Here is an 18,817-nt window from a genome sequence, read left to right as displayed (position 1 = left end):
GGCCAAGATGTGACGCAAATGTAAATCGTTATCGTTTATGTGGCAAGCAGCACGTTTCTGCGTTCGCCTGGGAAGCGGCCGCGCGCGGCGCCCTCGCCGGCTGCGGCTTGCGCGCGGCGCCCTGCGCTAGCGCCACATGGCTGATCTGCACTTCAGGCCAGATGCGACAACGGCAGACCTTCCGGCGCCTTCACCGTGCGCAGCACGAAGCTGGAATTCACATCCGATACGCCGGTGGCATTGAGCAGGCGATCGAGCAGGAACCGCGAGAAGTGTTCCAGGTCGCGCACCTGCACCTGCAACAGGTAATCCATGTCGCCGGTCAGCGCCCAGCACGCCACCACCTCGTCCCAGCCGCGCACGCCCTCGGCGAAATGCTCGATGTCGGCCTGCCCGTGCTGCTCCAGCTGCACGCGCACGAACGCCTGCAAACCCAGCCCCAGCGCGCGCGCGTCCAGGCGCGCGCCATAGCCGGCGATGATGCCGGCCGCCTCCAGCCGCTGGGTGCGGCGCAGGCACGCCGACGCCGACAGATTGACCTGCACGGCCAGCTCCGCATTGCTGCTGCGGCCCTGCGTCTGCAGCAGGGCGAGCAGGCGCAAATCGGTGCGGTCCAGGGCGATGGGTTGATCCATATGTTGCGCAGCAGCAGACCGAGACGCACAAATCTTGCGCCAATCCGCTTATGCCACGCAAGATTCGCAATCCCGTTGCGCGCGCATCCGGCTAAGGTGACGGCTGATCACCCGGGAAGTGCCGCTGCATGAAGACCGCCCCGCAACGCGTCGAAAACCAGCTCACCGACAAGGGCTATGTGCCGGTCTACACCACCGCGGTGGTGGAGCAGCCGTGGGACGGCTACAGCGCCGACGATCACGCCACCTGGGGCACCTTGTATCGGCGCCAGCGCGAGCTGCTGGTCGGTCGGGCCTGCGACGAGTTCCTGCAGGCGCAGGACGCGATGGGCATGGGCGATACGCACATCCCGCGCTTCGATGCGCTCAACCAGGTGTTGCAGGCCGCCACCGGCTGGACCCTGGTCGGCGTGCAGGGCCTGCTGCCGGAGCTGGATTTCTTCGACCATCTGGCCAACAGGCGCTTCCCGGTGACCTGGTGGATCCGCCGGCCCGATCAGATCGATTACATCGCCGAACCGGATCTGTTCCATGACCTGTTCGGCCACGTGCCGTTGTTGATGAACCCGCTGTTTGCCGACTTCATGCAGGCCTATGGCCGCGGCGGGGTCAAGGCGCACGGCATCGGCCCGGACGCGCTGCAGAACCTCACCCGGCTGTATTGGTACACCGTGGAATTCGGTCTGATCGACACGCCGCAGGGCCTGCGCATCTACGGTGCCGGCATCGTGTCGTCCAAGGGCGAATCGCTGTATTCGCTGGAATCGCCGGCACCCAACCGCATCGGATTCGACCTGCAACGCATCATGCGCACGCGCTACCGCATCGACAGCTTCCAGAAGACCTATTTCGTCATCGACAGTTTTGCGCAGCTGATGGAGGCCACCGCGCCGGACTTCACCCCGATCTACGCCGAGCTTGCACAACAGCCGCAGGTGCCGGCCGGTGATGTGCTGCCGAGCGATCGGGTGATCCAGCGCGGCAGCAGCGAGGGTTGGAGCCGCGACGGCGACGTGTGAGGTCGCGGCTCCGCTGGCGCGGCACCAACCGCCGTACGCCGCGGTGCCGCGGGCACGCTGCCGCGACGTAGCCTGCACCGACTCGACACCACCGCCAACGCGCACTAAGGTCGAACCTCCCCACATCGCCTTCGCTCAATGGACCTGACGCATCTGCGCATCCGGCGCTTGGAGCTGGACGACACCCGCCTGCTGTTCACCCTGGCCAACGGCATCCGCATCGACGAGCCCATCCAGGCGCATCGGCTCCTGCTCAAGGCATCGCCGCCACAACGCGCGCAATGGCAGATCACCGAAGACGGCTTCGGAGTGAACTGGCCCGCAGTGGCGCCCCCCACCCCGGAAGGCCTGCTCAACATGCCCGAATTGCTGTGGCGCCGCCGCGCTGCCCGTGTGCAGGCCAAGCTCAGCCAATCGCGCGGGCGCATGGATGCGCTGTCGCCGGGCGAGCGCGAACTCATCGCGCTGGCGCGGCTGGATGCGGACATGAACGAGAGCGGCTACGCCCGCTATTTCGACCGCTGGGATGCGGCGACCCGCAGCGATGCATTGCGGGGGCTGGCCGCCATGGGCGCCGCGCAAGCGCGCCAGGCCATCGAAGGCCTGGGCGCAGTGTTCGAGCGTCTGGAAGAAGACCCGAATCTGCTCAGTATCGAAGACATTCTCGATGCCATGAGCGACACCGACCGCCAACGCGTGGATGGTTGGGAAGAGGTCTACTACCGCCGTTCGGCCGAACTGGCGCGCCTGGGTCTGACGCACTACGGGGTGGACAAGGCCTGACGGCTGGAACGCGTGCACCGCCGGATGTCGGCGGCGAACACCACTGACGCGGTTTGTGGGCCGGCGCAATTGGCTGTCTGCTGTCGCTGATCCGCCGCAGCCTTCTGCACGTGGAAGCAGGCGACCCGCACGCTGGCCATGCCTGATTGCAACGCAGCCCCAATGAAAAAACGCAGCGCTTCGTTGCAGCCGCGCTGTCTTGGCGCGAGACTTACTTGGATGCGGTGTACGCCAGCAACAGCACCAGCGGTTCTTCGCCGGTTTGCTGCAGGGCGTGCGTGCTGCCCGGCCGCGTCAACAATGCATCGCCGGCAACGACCTGGTATTGCTTGCCGTCCAGCGCATATAAGCCGCGCCCGCTGACGATGTAGTAGATCTCGTCCTTGTCGTGCAGATGCAGGCCGATGCCGGCGCCTTTGTGCAGCACCCGCTTGCGCAGCACGAACGTCAGATCCGGGGCGTCGGCAAAAAACGGATAGGCGGTGGTCGGGCCGGCGCCACCGTGTGGGCCCGGTTGGCGACGCGCAAGATCGCGTTCGTGTGCGATCAACGACGGATGCGGTTGTGCGGCGCGTTGCGCAGCGGTGTCGGGCGCAGCACCGCAATCGGCGTCGCGCCGCAGCTGCGCCTTGAGCGTCGGCTGCAGTTGCACCCACCCCTGCACTACCAGGCAGGCGATGGCGGTCGCGCCGGCACGGCTGAAGTGGGTCCCGTCGGCCTTGCCCTGTTCGGGCACGAACAGGAAATACGGTTTGGCGGCCTGCTCGCCGAGCGCGCGGATCCAGTCGCTGGAACTGGCGTTGAGATCGATCAGCTCCACCTGGTCCTGCGCGGCAAGTTGCTGCATCGCCAGGGTGTAGCGACCGTGCGTGTCGAGCAACGCGCCGAAGTCGTACAACAGCCGGGCGGCCGGCGTGATCAGGATCGGCGTGGCGCCTTTGTCGCGCGCAGTGGCGATATAGCGGCGCAGGAACTGCACGTAATCGGTCGTGGGATCGGTGTAGCGCGTGGGGTCTTCGCGTTTGGCATCGTTATGACCGAACTGGATCAGCAAGACATCCCCGCGCTGCAGTTCTCTTGCGATGGCATCCAGCCGCCCTTCGGCAATGAAACTGCGCGTGCTGCGGCCGCCCTTGGCATGGTTGTGCACCTGCCACTGCGCCGGATCGAACCAGTCCTGCAGCAGTTGGCCCCAACCGGCTTGCGGGGCGCGCTCGGCACCGTATTCGGCAGCCGTGGAATCGCCGGCGATGAAGATGCGCTGCGGCGCGGCGTGGGCGATGCCGGTGCAGAGCAACAGCATGGCGATAAGCAGTCGATGCATGAGGGGCTCCGCTGAGTGCACGTGCGGTTACTTGCTGTTGTTGCGGTTTGCGATCCGTATCGACGCATGGGGCGCATGCGTGGTCTTGGGCGATGCAATTGCGCTTTGCGCGCTCACTGGGCTCGGCAGAGCGACGCGTTGATGCCGTTGCTGAGCGATGCAATGGTGTGACCGTTCGTCGATGGTTCGGCGCGTGCGCCTAGCTGCCTGGATTGGCTGTCTTCCGCCGTACCCCCACCCCAACCCCCGCTCCGCGCCCGAGCCCACGCCCACACCATGCGGCGTGGGCGCTCGAAGGCGGACGCGCCAATGGCGCGCTAGCCTTGCCTTTTCGCCCCGCTGGAAGCGGGGCGACGTGCGTGCAGGCGTGTTGCCTGCGTGCGCGTAGTGGCACTTCAGTCACCGAGGCGTCAGAGGTCGACATTGCCGGATCAAGCGATGCCCCTGATGAAACGCCTTTCTCCATCAAGGGCCCGCTTGGGCTTGCGATGCATGAAGCTCAGACGATCTACTGCATCGTGGTACTGGCACATGCCTGCTCTGTAAACAAGATCAGGCATGCGCGTGCAGCGTGACTCACGCAGCCGCCGCCTCGGTCTTGCCCAGCACGCCGGCAACGAAGTTGCGGATTTCTGCATCCTGCGCGTTGTCGAAGAAGCACTGCTGGAAGCGCTCGCCGCCGACGGCCTGCTTGATCAGCTCCGGGTCGATGGCGCGCAGGCCGTCCAGGTACGACTTGGCGGTGGCCTGCTTGAGCTGGGTCAGGATGCCGGCGTTGGCCTGCTGCGATTCGCGACGCTCGGCCGGGTAACCCATGCCGCGCTCGCCGCTGAAGGCCTTTTCGAAGATGTAGCGCACGTTGATTTCCGCACCCCAGCCGTAGCCCTTGGCAAACGCCAGCGACAGCGCGTTGCCGTTGTTGACCTGGGCGAACAGGTAGGCGTCGGTCGGCTCGATGCAGTAGCCGCAGAACACGCCCGGGTGCGCATTGAGCGACATCATCGCGCCCTGACCGGTACCGCAGCCGGCCACCACGAAGTCCACCGCCTTGGAGTTCAGCAGCAGGCTGGCGACGATGCCCAGATGGATATAGGTCAGGCGGTGGTCGTTGTCGCCGTCCATGCCGACGTTGAACACGCTGTGGCCCTGCTCGCTGGCGACGTCGTTGAGCTGCTGCAGGATCACCGGGTTCTTGGCGGCCTGACTAAACTCATTCATGAGTGCGATTTTCATGGGAATGCTCCGATTGGGTTGGGGAAGATCCTTAAAAGGATTGTTGCCAGGTCGCGATGATGCGTGCCTTTGGTTGCCGTTTTTTCAACTGCCGGCGCATTGTTTCGTTGCAGTGATCAAGGCGCTGATGCAGTCGGGAAGGCAGATTGCCGCGAAGCACATTGGCAGTTGATTGATGTGCGTGTGGCCGACCCTCATCCGCCCTTCGGGCACCTTCTCCCGCAAGCGGGAGAAGGACACCACAGCGCAGCAACACCATGGGCGGCGGCGCGCGTTGGAGGGTGCGCGTCATCGCCGTGCGATCTGGATCAGCGCGCCAGCCAGCCACCGTCGACCGGAATGATGGCGCCGTTGACGTAGTCCGACGCGCTGCTGGCCAGGAACACCGCGGTACCGCCCAGGTCGGCCGGCACGCCCCAGCGCGCGGCCGGGATGCGGTCCAGGATGGCCTTGTTGCGGTCTTCGTCGGCACGCAGCTGCGCGGTGTTGTCGGTGGCCATATAGCCCGGTGCGATGGCATTGGTGGTCACGCCCTTGCTGGCCCATTCGTTGGCAAGCAGGCGGGTGATGCCGGCGATGCCCGACTTGCTGGCGGTGTAGGACGGCACGCGGATGCCGCCCTGGAACGACAGCATCGAGGCGATGTTGATGATCTTGCCGCGGCCCTGGGCGATGAAGTGACGGCCTGCGGCCTGCGCCATGAAGAAGGCCGACTTCAGGTTGACGTTGAGCACGTCGTCCCAATCCTGCTCGCTGAAATCCACTGCGTCGGTGCGACGGATCAGGCCGGCGTTGTTGACCAAGATATCCAGCCCGCCGAGGCCGGCGATGGTCTCGTCGATGATGCGCTGCACCGGCTCGATGCTGATCAGGTTGGCTTCGATGGCGATGAAGCGGCGGCCCAGCGCCTTGACCTTTTCTTCGGTCTCGGTGGGCGCCTGGATGCCGGCGGCAGCGATGTCGGCACCGGCTTCGGCTAATGCCAGCGCAATGCCCTGGCCCAAGCCGGTGTTGGCGCCGGTGACCAGTGCGACCTTGCCTTCGAGACTGAACGGATTGCTCATTACCTTATCGCTCCTGCTGGGTGTGCGGTGGTGTGCTGTGAGCCGCGCAGTGCGCGGACGATTGCGTCTTATGAGTGGGGTTGCGCCACAAGCCCTTGCATCGCGCCGGCGTTGCTGGCCCCGGCTTGAACACAGCGGTGTCATGGCCGCGGCCGTCTGCATGCAGGCGCATGGATGCAGGCCTTACTTGAGCTGGCAGATATCCAGCACGTGCATGTCGGTGTAATCCAGGTTTTCGCCGCCCATTGCCCAGATGAAGGCGTAATTGCTGGTGCCGGCGCCCATGTGGATGGACCACGGCGGCGACACCACCGCTTCGTTGTTCTGCATCACGATGTGGCGCTGCGCATCGGGTTCGCCCATGAAGTGGTAGACGCGGTCGTTGGCGCCCAGGTCGAAATAGAAATACACCTCGCTGCGGCGGTCGTGCAGATGCGGCGGCATGGTGTTCCAGACGCTGCCGGGCTTGAGCACGGTCAGGCCGAGCAACAGCTGCGAGGACGGGCAGGTGGCCGGCACGATGTACTGGTAGATGGTGCGCTCGTTGCTGGTTTCCAGCGCGCCGCGCTCCAGTGCCACCGCATCCTTGATCGAGAGTTGCTTGGTCTCAAAGCGCGCATGCGCCGGCGTGGAGGCGAGATAGAACTGGGCCGGGTTGGCCGCGTCTTCGGAAGCAAAACTGACATCGGTGCTGCCCATCGCCACGTACAGGCCGTCCTTCGGCCCGAGCGTGTAGGCAGTACCGTCCACGGTCACCGTCCCGGTGCCTGCGCCGACATTGAGAATGCCCAGCTCGCGACGCTCCAGAAACGGATGCCCGGCGGCCGATGCCGGCTCGGTCTGTTTCGGCAGTTCCAGCGTCTTGCCCAGCGGGGCGGCGCCACCGAGCACGAAGCGCTCATAGTGGGTGTACTTGAGCGTCACCGCGTCGTCCACGAACAGCCCATCGAGCAGGTACAGCTCGCGCAGCGCGTCGTTGCTGGCGCCCTTGATGGCGTCGGGATGGGTGGCGTAGTGCGTTTTGCAGTACAGGGACATGGCACTTCTCCAAGGCAAGCGAGGGGGAACATGGGCTTGCAGGGGGCTAGTCTACCGACTCTGGTTAACCGGTGTCATTGCGCAGTGCACGAAAGACGGTGTGGGGCGGCGAGGACTGTCCACTTCCTTCTGCCGTCGGGAGAAGGGGGCCGTAGCGCCGGATGAGGGTCCGAGGCTGCACGCTGTGTTGGGAGGTAAGGCGCAATCTGCACGTGAAGGTTGCCGGCGATCGGCGCCGGCCTGGGCTCTTAAATGGCTGTCTGCCGCCGTACCCTCACCCCAACCCCTCTCCCGCAGGGAGAGGGGCTTTGATCCTTCTCCCGTCGGGAGACGGTGGCGCGTGCGTCGGATGAGGGTCCGAGGCTGCGCGCTGTGCTGGGAGGCAAGGCGCAATCTGCACGTGAAGGTTGCCGGCGATCGGCGCGTGCCTGGGTGCTCGGATGGCTGTCTGCCGCCGTACCCTCACCCCAACCCCTCTCCCGCAGGGAGAGGGGCTTTGATCCTTCTCCCGTCGGGAGACGGTGGCGCGTGCGTCGGATGAGGGTCCGAGGCTGCGCGCTGTGCTGGGAGGCAAGGCGCAATCTGCACGTGAAGGTTGCCGGCGGGCGGCGCGTGCCTGGGTGCTCGGATGGCTGTCTGCTGCCGTACCTTCACCCCAACCCCTCTCCCGCAGGGAGAGGGGCTTTGATCCTTCTGCCATCGGGAGACGGTGGCGCGTAGCGCCGGATAGGGTCCGGAGGCTACGCACTTGTGTTGGGAGGCAAGGCGCAATCTGCACGTGAAGGTTGCCGGCGGTCAGTGCGTGCCTGGGTGCTCAGGTGGCTGTCTGCCGCCGTACCCTCACCCCAACCCCTCTCCCGCAGGGAGAGGGGCTTTACAGCCGCGACCGCGGACTGCCTTCCCCCGCCTGCGGGGGAAGGTGCCCGTAGGGCGGATGGGGGCCAGCCGTTGGCCGAACGCAGCGTGTTCCTTCTTCCTGCGAAGAGGTGGCGCGTAGCGCCGGCTAAGGCGCGGCGCGCGGCGCGCGGCGCTCAATCTTCCGGCGGCTGGCAGGAGTCGCGCACGATCAGGTGCGGGCGCACGCTGGCGGTGGGCAGCTGCGGCGCGTTGTCGGGCTGGATCAGCATCGCCGCGGCAGTACGCCCGGTGTCACGGGTGTGGCGGCGTACCGAGGTCAACGGCGGCCACAGCCGCGAGGCCAGCGAGCTGTCGTCGTAGCCGATCACCGAGAGCTGGCGCGGGATGCTGATGCCGGCGCGCAGCGCCACCTTGTAGATACCGGCGGCCATTTCGTCGTTACCGGTGAAGATGGCGGTGGGGCGCTTCTTGCCCAGCAGCAGCTTTTCGGCGGCGGCCACGCCCGATTCGAAGGTGTAGCCGGCTTCGACGATGCGCTCGGGCGGCAGTTCGATGCCGCGACGGGCCAACGCGTCGGCAAAGCCGGAGGTGCGCTCGATCGAGGAGCGGTAGGCGCTGGGGCCGGTGACCAGGGCGATGTCGCGGTGGCCCAGCGAGAGCAGGTAATCGGCCGCCTCCGCTGCCCCGTCGCGGTCGTGGGTGATCACCGTCTGCGAGGTGGTGTCCAGCGCGATCGAGGCGATGCGGGTGTAGCGGCACCCGATCTCGGCCAGCATGTCGGCCAGTGCCTGGTCTTCGGAGGCGCGCGGCACCAGGATCACGCCGTGCAGCTTCTGCGCCTGCGCAAAGCGGCGCACGCCTTCGATATAACCGGGACTGCGGCTGTCGCAGGGGTGCACCACCAGCTCGAAACTGGAACCGCGCAGCGCGTCCAGCGCGCCGTACTGCATGTCCACGATGTATTGCGCGGTGGGGTTGTCGTAGACCATGCCGATCAGGAACGAGCGCCGGAACGCCAGCCCGCGCGCCAGCGGATCCGGCGCGTAGCCGACCTCGCGCATCAGCGCCTCGACCTTCTCGCGCGTGTCCTGCCGCACCAACGGCGAGTTATTGATGATCCGCGAGACGGTCTTCTTGGACACGCCCGACATCCGCGCGATGTCGTTGATCGTTGCAACCCGGCCCTTCGGCAGGCCAGGCATTCCCTCTTCAGGCATCTTGCGGGCGGGCATAGCGGTCAACCAGTAAAGTTGATTGGATTCTACCGGCCAGACGGCCGGCAGACCTGAGCGAAGCCTGCCGCTGCACCGGGTCCGCCGTGCCGGGCCTGCCACGGCAGGCAGCGCCACGACATGCCCGCCGATGCAGAACGGTCAGTCCAGGGCGCGGTAGCGGAAGTTGCGGAATTCCACCTGGCCGGGGCCTGCGGCATACAGGGCCGGTTTCAGGGCCAGGAACTTGCCGGCCACGTTGTGGTGGTAACCGGACACTTCCATCTGCACCGGGTACTTGGTCCACGTCTTGCCGTCGGCACTGCTGTGGATGGTGACGATGTGGCGGTTGTTGGTGACGCGCAGCCACAGCGTGCCGCCGTTGGCGCTGGGTGCCAGCGTACCGGGGCGTTCCTCGCCGTAGCGGTGCATGACGAAGTTCTCGCCATTGCTGCCGACGCCGGCGTAGAGCTTGTCGCTGTAGAACAGCAGCGCCCCGCCCTGCCCGCCCGGCGACACGGTCATCTGCACCTCGAACTGGTAGGCCGGGTCGGTGGCGATCACCGTCAGCGGCGAGGCATCGCGCGGCGCGGTGCCCTTGCCCTGCAGGCGCAGCACGCCATTGCCCACCTGCAGGCGCTTGGCTTCGTCGGCAGCCGGGTTGAAGAACGCCCACTGCGGGCCCAGCCTGGCGGCACGGAAATCGTCCGACAACGCCATGCCGTGCTGCAGCGCCTGCCCGCTGGGTTTTTTCAGCGGGGTGCCCAGATCGCCGCCCTTGGCGACGAACCAGCCGTCCGTGGTCCATTCGATAGGGTCCAGCAGCGCCTGCCGACCCAGCGTCCAGTAGCCGTGTTCGTAGCCGTGGTAGAGCATCCACCAACGGCCGTCGGTGCCTTCCACCAGGGTGGCGTGGCCGCGCGACCACCACGGCTCATCCGCACTTCTGGTGCGGGTGATCGGGTTGTTGGGCGCGTTTTGCCAGGGGCCGTGGATCGAGCGCGAACGCGCAGTGATCACCATGTGCCCGGTCGGCGGGCCGGCGGTGCCGCCCACGGCGGTGGTCATGTAGTACCAGCCGTTGTGGCGAGTGATCTTGGGGCCTTCCTGGGAGTAGCCCTCCACGTCCCAGCTTTCCGGGTATTTCCAGCCGTCGTAGACATGCTTGGGCGTGCCGACCGCCTTCAAGCCGTCATCGGACAGCTGCACGTAATCGCCGCCGCTCAGGAACAGGTAGCGCTTGCCGTCTTCGCCCACCGCATGGCCGGGGTCGATGTACTTGCCCAGGCCGATGTCGATCGGGGCGCTCCATGGGCCGGCGATGTCGTCGGCCCACACCACGAAATTGCTGCGCCCGCCCTGGTCGCCCCGCCGTGCGGGGAAATAGATGTAGTAGCGCTTGCCGTGCTTGATCAGGTCCGGCGCCCAGATCGCACCCACATTCTGGGTGATGGCGTGGCCCAGCGGCTGCCAGTTGACCAAGTCGCGCGAGTGCCAGATCGGCAGGCCCGGGTACGCATCGAACGACGACAGCGTGAGGTAGTAGTCGTCGCCATCCTTGAGCACCGACGGGTCGGGATGGTCGCCGGCCAGCACCGGATTGAGGAAGCTGCCGTTGCCCTGGTCGGCGATGCGCTGGTGTTCGATGCCGCGCTTCCAGTCGGCCGCCGCGCTCAGGCCGGCGCACAGCAGCAAGCCGCCGGCCATCAGCCAACGCCATCGGGATGAAACGGGACGCACACGCATGCTCTCTCCTAGTCCCGGATGCCGGGCGTTACCACGATGGTGCGTCATGCCACCGGTTAACCAGATGCGGTAGAGCCCTCCCGCCGGCAGCGATGCCCGACGCGCCTGCCTGTGGAGGGCAGGCGATCGATACCACGCGAACAAGCCGTACCGATCACCCGTCTGCCAGTGACGCAATCACGCAATCGCCCAGGCTCAGGCGCGCAGGGCGCGCGGCAGCCACAGCGACAACTCAGGAAAAAACGCCACGATCAACAGCACGCACAACGCCGCCAGCCAGAACGGCCAGATCGTGCGCATGCTTTGCGCGATGGTGATCTGCCCGATGGAGGTGCCGATGAACAGCACCGAGCCGATCGGCGGGGTGATCAGGCCGATACCGCCGGCCAGCACCATCACCAGGCCGAAGTGGATCGGGTCGATGCCGTAGGCCTTCACCACCGGCAGGAAGATCGGTGTGCAGATCAGGATCTTCGGCGCCAGGTCCATGAACATGCCCAGCAACAGCAGCATCACCACGATCATCAACAGCACCATGTTCTTGCTGTCGGCAATGGCTTGCAGGAACTTCACCGCCGCCGCAGGCACCTGCAGATAGGCCAGCAACCAGCCGAACACGGCCGCCGTGGCGATCACGAACAGGATCACGCCGGTGGTGCGCGCGGCATGCGTGACGGCGGCGAAGAACTCGGCCCAACGCAACTGGCGATACAGCAATGCGGTGACGATCAAGGCGTACACCACGGCAATGGCGGCGCTTTCCACCGCGGTGAAGATGCCGGCGCGAATCCCGATGAAGATCAACCCCACCAACCCCAGGCCGGGCAGCGCACCGATCAGGCGCAAGGCCACCGCACGCCACCCAGGAAAGGCTTCGGTGCCGTAGCCGCGATGACGCGCCACTGCATAGCCGGTCACCATCATCGCGGCGGTCATCAACAACGCGGGGAAGATGCCGGCCGCGAACAGATCGGCAATCGACAAGCCGCCACCGGCCGCGGCCGAGAACAGGATCAGGTTATGCGAAGGCGGCACCAGCAAGGCCACCAGCGCGGCGGTCATGCTCACGTTCACCGCGTAATCGCGGTCGTAACCGCGTTTGATCATCTGCGGAATCATGGTGCCGCCGACCGCCGAGACATCGGCAATCGCCGAGCCGGAGACGCCACCGAAGAACAGCGACGACAGCACGCTGACCTGGCCCAGACCGCCGCGGACACGCCCGACCAAGGACGAAGCCAAGGCGATCAAGCGTTCGGAAATGCCACCGCGCAGCATCAGCTCGCCGGCGAAGATAAACAGCGGAATCGCAATCAGCGACGCCGAGCCGCTACCGGCGGAAATCTGCTGCACCAATACCACCGTGGGTAGGTCCAGATACAGCAGCGTGGCCAGTGCCGCCGCGCCCAGGGCGTAGGCCACCGGCACGCCGATCAGCAGCAGCACCACGAAGGTGCCCAACAACATGGCGATGCCCATCAGCGCACTCCTCCGACATGGACCGGGCGCAGCACACGCCACAACTTGTACAGGGCGAACAGCACCATCAGCGCACCGCCGATCGACAGCGGCAGGTAGTTGATGCTCTGAGGCATCTGCGCGCCGGCCATCTTGATATCCAGGCCATCGATCAGCAGCGCCGCGCTCCACCACGCCAGCACCGCACCGATGGCGAGGATCATCAGCGGGCGAATCACTTCGAACATCTTGCGCACCAGCGGCGGCACGTGTTCGCCCAGCAGGTAGAAGCCGAAGTGGCGATTGGTATGCACGCCGGCCGCCGCGCCCAGGCTCAGTGCGGTGCTCAGCAGCAACAGGGTCACCGGCTCGGTCCAGCTGGGCGAGTCGTTGAGCACGTAGCGGGTGAATACCTGCCAGCCCTGCACGACCACCAGGCCCAGCAGCGCCAGCGAGGCCACGCCAATGGCAATGTCGGAAACGCGGTCCAGCGCGCGCTGCAACGGCGCGACCGTGACGGCAACAGTTTCGGGTTCGGTCATCGGGACACCTCTATGCGAAATCGCGGATGCGGCGGTACAGCGCTTCGATCTCCGGCTGCTTGCGGTATTCGGCCAGCAGCGGCGCGGCAGCGGCGCGGAACGCCGGCATGTCGACCTGGTTGAGCTTCACGCCGTAGTCGATCACCTGTTTGCGCGCCACCGTCTCGGAGGCATCCCACAACGCGCGCATCACCGGCACCGACGCGCGCGCCAGTTCCACCACCAGGCCGCGATCGGCCGCGCTCAGCGATTGAAAACTCTTGCGCGACATCACCAGGATGTCCGGCGCGTAGGAGTGCTCGCTCTGCGACCAGTAATGCGCCGCTTCGAAATGGCGGCTGGACTGGAAGCTGCGCATATTGTTTTCCGCACCGTCGATCATGTGCGTTTCCATCGCCGAGAACGTCTCGCCCAGCGACATCGGCGTGGGGTTGGCGCCCAGCATGCGCATCAGCTTGAGGAAGATGTCCGAGGAGGCCACGCGCAGTTTCAGGCCCTTGAGATCTTCCGGGCGGTGCAGCGGATGCTTGGTGTTGTAGAAGCAGCGCGCGCCCGAATCGTAGATGGCAAGACCGACCAGGTCGCGCTGCTCGAAGCTGCGCAGCACGCTGTCGCCGACATGCCCGTCGATGGCGCGACGCAGATGCGGTACCGAATCGAAGACGTACGGCAGGCACAGCGCTTGCGTGAGCGGGAAGGTGTTGTTCAACGCGCCCGAATACACGCGGGTGATGTCGATGGCGCCGAAGCGCGCCATGTCGATCGCCTCCGATTCGCGGCCCAGTTGGCCGGAGTGGTACTGGCGCAGCCTGAGCCGGCCATTGGTGCGTTGTTCCAGCTGCTTGCCGAACCAGCGCACCGCTTCCACGGTGGGGTAATCGCCGACGTGCACATCGGTGGCTGTGAGCAACTGCCCGCCGGGAATCGGCGTGGTGGCGCCGGCACCCCACCAGGGGGCAGCAGCAGCGGCGCCGAGCCCGGCACCAAGAAAATGTCTGCGTGTGATCATTGGCGCCCTCCCAAGCGTCTGGTCACGGGGTCCGCGGTTAACTGGCGGACACGGCCGTACAGGAAATGTCGCCGATGCCGGCGAAGCGAATCAGGGCAAGCTGCCCCACTTCGATGTCGTGGATGCCGGTGGCATTGCCGGTGGCAATCAGATCACCGCGCTTGAGCGGGCGCCCGCGCTGTGCCGAACGGCTGAGCGCGAATGCGTAGGCCGCGCGCAGGCCGCCCGGCAGCGTGGTGGCCCCGCCGGTGCCGACCACCTGGTCGTCGATCAGCGTCTGCGCAGTGAGCGCAGCCTCGTCGCGCGCCAGCCAATCGGTTACTTCCGGGCCCAGGATCAGGCCGTTGTTGTTGCCGAAATCCGAAATCACCACCCGCGGGCCCAACTGGTTGATGGTGGCCAGCGGGCTGCTGGCGATCTCCACCCCGATGAACAACGTCGCCGGCAGCTGCGCGGCCTGTTCCGGGGTGAAGTGGGTCTGCTCGGCTGGGGCATCGGCGCCGAGCACCAGCACATATTCCGCTTCCACCGCACCGAAGCCGCCGACGAAGATCGGGAATTCGGTTGTTCCACCGGTAGCATTCCAGACCTTCTGAGAGAAGATCGGGCCGAGCAGGCGTTCGTCGCCGGACGCGTCGCGGCGCTCGGCGGCGATATACCCCACCTTCCAGCCGACGACATGGTCGTGCCACTGGCTGATGGCGATGTCCTGCACCTGGTAGGCGGTGACCAGATCGTCGGGGATTTGCCCGGGAAAGTCAGGCAGCGATACCCCTGCACGGCGTGCTTCCACAAAGCGCTGGGCGATGGCGGACAGCGTGGATGTGGACGATGGCGGAGTGGCGGCGTCGTTGCTCAAGGGTATCTCCCCGATAGGTGTTTTGTTGCACTGCCAATCGACAGCGGCACGGTGTGCTGTATATGGTAAACCGGTGTCATTGGCAATGTGCACTGCGGCATTGTGGTCGCGGCGACGAAGTGACCCTGGGAGGGGTGAATGGAACAGACACGCCAAACGCGTGCTTCGAACGCGCTCTTGCGCGCCACGCGGCGTGGCCTGGCGGCGGTCGTGGTGAGCGCGCTGCTGGCCGGCCCGGTGCCGGCCGAACGACCGAGCGCCGACACTGCCGCCGAACAGGCCAGCCGGATTGCGCTGTGGCCGACGCCGCTGGCACCGGGGGATACCGCGTTGCCGCAACCACAGCGCATCGTCGAGCGCAGCAGCGATCCGGCGCGGCCGGACCGCTACATCCAGCAGGTCAGTACGCCTTACATGGTGGTCTACCGGCCCAAACAGCCCAATGGCACCGCCCTGCTGGTCACGCCTGGCGGCGGCTACCAGCGCATCGTGCTGGACAACGAGGGCAGCGCGCTGGTGCCCGGCTTTGTCGACGCCACCGGCATCACCCTGTTCGTGCTGCGCTACCGGCTGCCGGGCGAAGGCCACCCGAACGGCGCCGACGTGCCGCTGGCCGATGCGCAACGTGCCTTGCGGCTGATCCGCGCCAACGCGGCCCGCTATGGCATCGATGCGCAGCGCGTGGGCGTGATGGGCTTTTCGGCCGGCGGCCATGTCGCCGCCAGCCTGGGCACGCGCTACGCCGCGCAGGTGTATTCGCCCATCGACGCGGCCGATGCACTGAGCGCGCGACCGGACTTCCAGTTGCTGATCTACCCGGTGATCGACATGGACAGCGCCAACGCGCACAAAGGCTCCCGCGACCGTCTGCTCGGCAGCGCCCCGAGCCAGGCGCAGGTACAGGCCTATTCGCCGCAGCGGCACGTGGACGCGCGCACGCCGCCCACCTTTCTGCTGCATGCACAGGACGATACCGTGGTGTCGGTGCACAACAGCCTGCTGATGCACGCTGCGCTGCTGCGCGCCGGGGTGCCGAGCGAGCTGCATGTATTCCCGCAGGGCGGCCATGGTTTCGGTGCCGCCAGCGGCAGTGGCCTCACCGTGTCCGCGTGGCCGCAGCTGGCGCAAGCCTGGATCGCGCATGTCACCAAGCCGCAGCCGCCTGTGGCCAAGCTCGCGTCACCCGCACCCGCGAAGGAAATGGCGCGATGACCACACAAGCCCTCCCTGATACGCGGCGCCGCACGCTGCTGCGTGGTGGCCTGCTCGCGACAGCGGCAGCAACGCTTCCCGGCTTCGCTGCCACGGCCGTACGTGCACCGCCACGCGACGAGGGCGCGCCGCTGGCACGCGTGCGTGGCGGCGCGCTGCTCGGCTATCGCGACCAGGGTATCTGCGTGTTCAAGGGCATCCCGTATGGCGGCGACACCGCCCCGCAGCGCTTCCAGGCACCGTTGCAGGAAACGCCGTGGCAGCACGTGCGCGACGCCAACGATTTCGGTGCAGCGGCGCCACAGCTCAAGGCCAGCGAGCCCACCAGTGAGGACTGCCTGTTCCTCAATGTGTGGACACCCGGTCTGCGCGATGGCGGCAAGCGGCCGGTGTTGTTCTATATCCACGGCGGCGGCTACACCACCGGCTCCGGCAGCGACCCGCTCTACGACGGCGTGCGCCTGTGCAAGCGCGGCGACGTGGTGGTGGTCACCGTCAATCACCGGCTCAACGTCTTCGGCTATCTGTCGCTGGCGCAGCTGGGCGATGCCAGTTTTGCCGACTCCGGCAATGCCGGGCAGCTGGACCTGGTCCAGGCCCTGCAGTGGGTGCGCCAGCATGCGGCCGAATTCGGCGGCGACGCCGGCAATGTCACGGTGTTCGGGCAGTCCGGCGGTGGCGCCAAAATCGCCACGCTGATGGCGATGCCGGCCGCGCGCGGGCTATTTCATCGCGCCTGGACCATGAGCGGACAACAGGTCACCGTGGCCGGGCCGCGTGCGGCCACCCAGCGCGCGCAGCTGCTGCTGGACGCGTTGAAGATCTCGCCAGATGAGATCGCGCGCATGCGCACGTTGCCTGTGGCCCAACTGCTCGCCGCCGCGCAAGTGCGCGACCCGTCGCGGGTGGAAAACACCGCGCTGTATTTCGGCCCGGTGCTGGATGCGCGCAACGTGCCGGTGCATCCGTTCTGGCCCACTGCGCCGGTGCAGTCGGCGCGCATCCCGATGGTGATCGGCAATACGCGCGATGAGACGCGCGGCTTTCTCGGTCACGATGCGAAGAATTTCGCGCTGAGCTGGGACGAGTTGCCGGCCAGGCTGGAGGCGCAGCAATACGTGGACCTGTTGCCGCAGGTGGTCATCGCCGAATATCGGCGGCTCTATCCGCAGTACACGCCGTCGCAGGTGTTCTTCGCAGCCACCACCGCCGGCCGCTCGTGGCGCGGCGCTGTGGAAGAAGCCGACGCGCGTGCCCGTCAGGGTGCGCCGACCTGGGTCTATCAACTGGATTGGGGTTCGCCCCTGGATGGCGGCAAGTTCGGCGCCTTCCATACCCTGGATATTCCGCTGGTATTTGACAACGTGCGCCAGCCGGGCTCGCGCACCGGCGATGGTGCCGATGCGCAGCGCATGGCCGAGCAAATGAGCGAGGCGCTGATTGCGTTTGCGCGGCATGGCGACCCCAATCGTCGCGGTGCGCCGCACTGGCAGCCATTTTCCTTGAAACGGCGCGAAACACTGGTGTTCGATACGCCAAGCCGCCTGGAACTGGATCCGCGCGGTGGCGAGCGCGTGTTGTATCAACACGCGCCCTTCATTCAACGCGGGACGTTTTGATTGCCTGGGGCGCTCGAACACCGCGCGTGGCGCGCGCGCTCAGGCCTCACCGTGCAGCGGGCACCGGTGCGTCTGCCTCGATCACACCTTCGCGCTTGAGCGCTTCCCACAGCGTCGACGGAATCGCCACCTGCATCGAGCTCGCATTGGCCCGGGCCTGCTCGGCCGTGCGTGCACCGGGAATCACGGCCGACACCACCTGCGGGGCCGCGGCAAATTGCAGCGCAACCGTGCGTAGATCCACACCATGCTTGTCGCAAATGGCCAATGCCTTCTGCCGCTTGGCAGGCGCCCACGATGGAATGGTGCCGTCGTAGAGATAACGCTCACGCCCGGCCAGATAACCCGCCAACAACGGTGCACCAACCACCACCGAGGCGCCGTGCCTTGCGATCTTCGGGAAGGTGTCATGCAAGGCCTGCGCATGGTCGAGCAGCGAGTATTGGCAGGCGAGCAGGAAGATGTCCGGGTCGGCCTCTTCGATTGCACGCAGGGCCGGCTCCGGACGATTGACGCCAAAGCCCCAGGCCTTGATCAGGCCCTCCTTGCGCATCTTGGTCAGCTCCGGCATCGCGCCCTTCACCGCCTCGGCGAAGCGCTGCTCCCACGGCATGCCCAGGTCCTTTTCGTTCTCTGGCGAGAGATCGTGGATATACGCGATGTCGATCTGCGACACCCCCAGACGCTGCAGGCTGTCTTCGATCGAGCGCCGCACGCCGGAGGCGCTGTAGTCGTAGCGATAGTCGAACGGCGAAGGTCGCTGCCACATCGTCTTGGGCGGCGTGTCGGTCGCGGTGAGCAGGCGCCCGACCTTGGTCGACAGCACGTACTCGTCGGCCGGATGGGTGTGCAGATGATGGCCGGTACGTCGCTCCGACAAGCCCAGCCCGTACCAGGGCGAGGTATCGAAATACCGCACGCCCGATTCCCATACCGCCGCCAGCGTCTGCTCGCTCTGTGCGTCGGTGGCCGGCGCAAAGCCATTGCCGATGGCCACGCCACCGAAGCCGAGACGGCTGCGCGGCCGGTAGCGTGCGCCCTTGACGACCGGATTGGTCGGCAATGCGCCCGCCTCGGTGTTTCCGCGCGTGGGCATCACGCTGCCCGGCGCCGACGATTGCGCCATCAACGGCGCAGCGGCCAATGCCGCGGTACCGGCCGCGGCAGCAGAAAGGAATTGGCGACGTGTATTCATGGGAATTCCCTG

At 66.3% G+C, this 18,817-nt stretch carries 17 protein-coding genes; 5 read left to right on the top strand and 12 right to left on the bottom strand.

The genetic code is table 11. The features are described from left to right. Positions 1–152: 152 nt before the first annotated feature. On the bottom strand, positions 153–635 hold the full coding sequence (locus FLG15_RS00250; RefSeq protein ID WP_003490476.1) for an Lrp/AsnC family transcriptional regulator: 483 nt from the start codon (positions 633–635) through the stop codon (positions 153–155). Between the two features lie 128 nt (positions 636–763). Between FLG15_RS00250 and phhA the strand changes: the two genes are divergently transcribed. Together phhA and FLG15_RS00240 are read left to right on the top strand one after the other, a co-directional pair. Next, the gene (gene phhA, locus FLG15_RS00245) at positions 764–1,654 is read left to right on the top strand and encodes a phenylalanine 4-monooxygenase (protein WP_150145286.1); all 891 of its coding nucleotides are present in this window, start codon (positions 764–766) and stop codon (positions 1,652–1,654) included. 138 nt (positions 1,655–1,792) lie between these two features. Beyond that, entirely contained in the window at positions 1,793–2,437 is a 645-nt protein-coding gene (locus FLG15_RS00240) for a DMP19 family protein (protein WP_057678488.1), read from the top strand. Between the two features lie 211 nt (positions 2,438–2,648). On the opposite strand, the gene FLG15_RS00235 is transcribed toward FLG15_RS00240, so the two are convergent. Both FLG15_RS00235 and FLG15_RS00230 read right to left on the bottom strand, forming a co-directional pair. Next, positions 2,649–3,782 (bottom strand): GDSL-type esterase/lipase family protein, encoded by a 1,134-nt coding sequence (locus FLG15_RS00235; RefSeq protein WP_170922361.1) that lies wholly within the window; start codon positions 3,780–3,782, stop codon positions 2,649–2,651. 555 nt (positions 3,783–4,337) lie between these two features. Continuing rightward, on the bottom strand, positions 4,338–4,994 hold the full coding sequence (locus FLG15_RS00230) for an RpiB/LacA/LacB family sugar-phosphate isomerase (protein WP_017154952.1): 657 nt from the start codon (positions 4,992–4,994) through the stop codon (positions 4,338–4,340). On the opposite strand from FLG15_RS00230, the gene FLG15_RS23275 reads away from it, so the two are divergent. Next, on the top strand, positions 4,978–5,166 hold the full coding sequence (locus FLG15_RS23275; protein WP_158011203.1) for a hypothetical protein: 189 nt from the start codon (positions 4,978–4,980) through the stop codon (positions 5,164–5,166). The two genes, FLG15_RS00230 and FLG15_RS23275, sit on opposite strands and share 17 nt — an antisense overlap. Positions 5,167–5,302: 136 nt before the next feature. Here FLG15_RS23275 and kduD read toward each other — a convergent pair whose 3' ends face one another. From kduD to FLG15_RS00185, 8 genes are all read right to left on the bottom strand, one after another. Beyond that, positions 5,303–6,058: a 2-dehydro-3-deoxy-D-gluconate 5-dehydrogenase KduD gene (gene kduD / locus FLG15_RS00225; RefSeq protein WP_057679969.1), complete on the bottom strand. Its 756-nt coding sequence runs from the start codon at positions 6,056–6,058 to the stop codon at positions 5,303–5,305. A 183-nt stretch (positions 6,059–6,241) separates the two neighbouring features. Next, the gene (gene kduI / locus FLG15_RS00220) at positions 6,242–7,096 is read right to left on the bottom strand and encodes a 5-dehydro-4-deoxy-D-glucuronate isomerase (RefSeq protein WP_057679970.1); all 855 of its coding nucleotides are present in this window, start codon (positions 7,094–7,096) and stop codon (positions 6,242–6,244) included. A gap of 1,031 nt (positions 7,097–8,127) precedes the next feature. Then, on the bottom strand, positions 8,128–9,186 hold the full coding sequence (locus FLG15_RS00210) for a LacI family DNA-binding transcriptional regulator (RefSeq protein WP_017159605.1): 1,059 nt from the start codon (positions 9,184–9,186) through the stop codon (positions 8,128–8,130). Between the two features lie 141 nt (positions 9,187–9,327). Continuing rightward, the gene (locus FLG15_RS00205) at positions 9,328–10,911 is read right to left on the bottom strand and encodes a family 43 glycosylhydrolase (protein ID WP_057678716.1); all 1,584 of its coding nucleotides are present in this window, start codon (positions 10,909–10,911) and stop codon (positions 9,328–9,330) included. 195 nt (positions 10,912–11,106) lie between these two features. Beyond that, complete coding sequence (locus tag FLG15_RS00200; RefSeq protein ID WP_008574485.1) at positions 11,107–12,390, bottom strand: TRAP transporter large permease; 1,284 nt, start codon at positions 12,388–12,390, stop codon at positions 11,107–11,109. Beyond that, entirely contained in the window at positions 12,390–12,911 is a 522-nt protein-coding gene (locus FLG15_RS00195; protein WP_057678717.1) for a TRAP transporter small permease, read from the bottom strand. The genes FLG15_RS00200 and FLG15_RS00195 overlap by 1 nt, the downstream gene beginning before the upstream one ends. A gap of 10 nt (positions 12,912–12,921) precedes the next feature. Beyond that, complete coding sequence (locus FLG15_RS00190) at positions 12,922–13,920, bottom strand: TRAP transporter substrate-binding protein (protein WP_057678718.1); 999 nt, start codon at positions 13,918–13,920, stop codon at positions 12,922–12,924. 37 nt (positions 13,921–13,957) lie between these two features. Further along, positions 13,958–14,779: a 2-keto-4-pentenoate hydratase gene (locus tag FLG15_RS00185; protein ID WP_057678719.1), complete on the bottom strand. Its 822-nt coding sequence runs from the start codon at positions 14,777–14,779 to the stop codon at positions 13,958–13,960. A gap of 138 nt (positions 14,780–14,917) precedes the next feature. Between FLG15_RS00185 and FLG15_RS00180 the strand changes: the two genes are divergently transcribed. Continuing rightward, the gene (locus tag FLG15_RS00180; RefSeq protein WP_057678720.1) at positions 14,918–15,991 is read left to right on the top strand and encodes an alpha/beta hydrolase; all 1,074 of its coding nucleotides are present in this window, start codon (positions 14,918–14,920) and stop codon (positions 15,989–15,991) included. Next, on the top strand, positions 15,988–17,610 hold the full coding sequence (locus tag FLG15_RS00175; protein WP_139790948.1) for a carboxylesterase/lipase family protein: 1,623 nt from the start codon (positions 15,988–15,990) through the stop codon (positions 17,608–17,610). The genes FLG15_RS00180 and FLG15_RS00175 overlap by 4 nt, the downstream gene beginning before the upstream one ends. Positions 17,611–17,656: 46 nt before the next feature. On the opposite strand, the gene FLG15_RS00170 is transcribed toward FLG15_RS00175, so the two are convergent. Then, complete coding sequence (locus FLG15_RS00170; RefSeq protein WP_150145283.1) at positions 17,657–18,805, bottom strand: aldo/keto reductase; 1,149 nt, start codon at positions 18,803–18,805, stop codon at positions 17,657–17,659. Positions 18,806–18,817 lie beyond the last annotated feature (12 nt).

Origin of the sequence: Xanthomonas phaseoli pv. dieffenbachiae (genome assembly GCF_008639345.1) — a bacterium.
Taxonomy (GTDB): domain Bacteria; phylum Pseudomonadota; class Gammaproteobacteria; order Xanthomonadales; family Xanthomonadaceae; genus Xanthomonas; species Xanthomonas phaseoli.
This window is presented reverse-complemented; position numbering and strand designations above follow the sequence as displayed.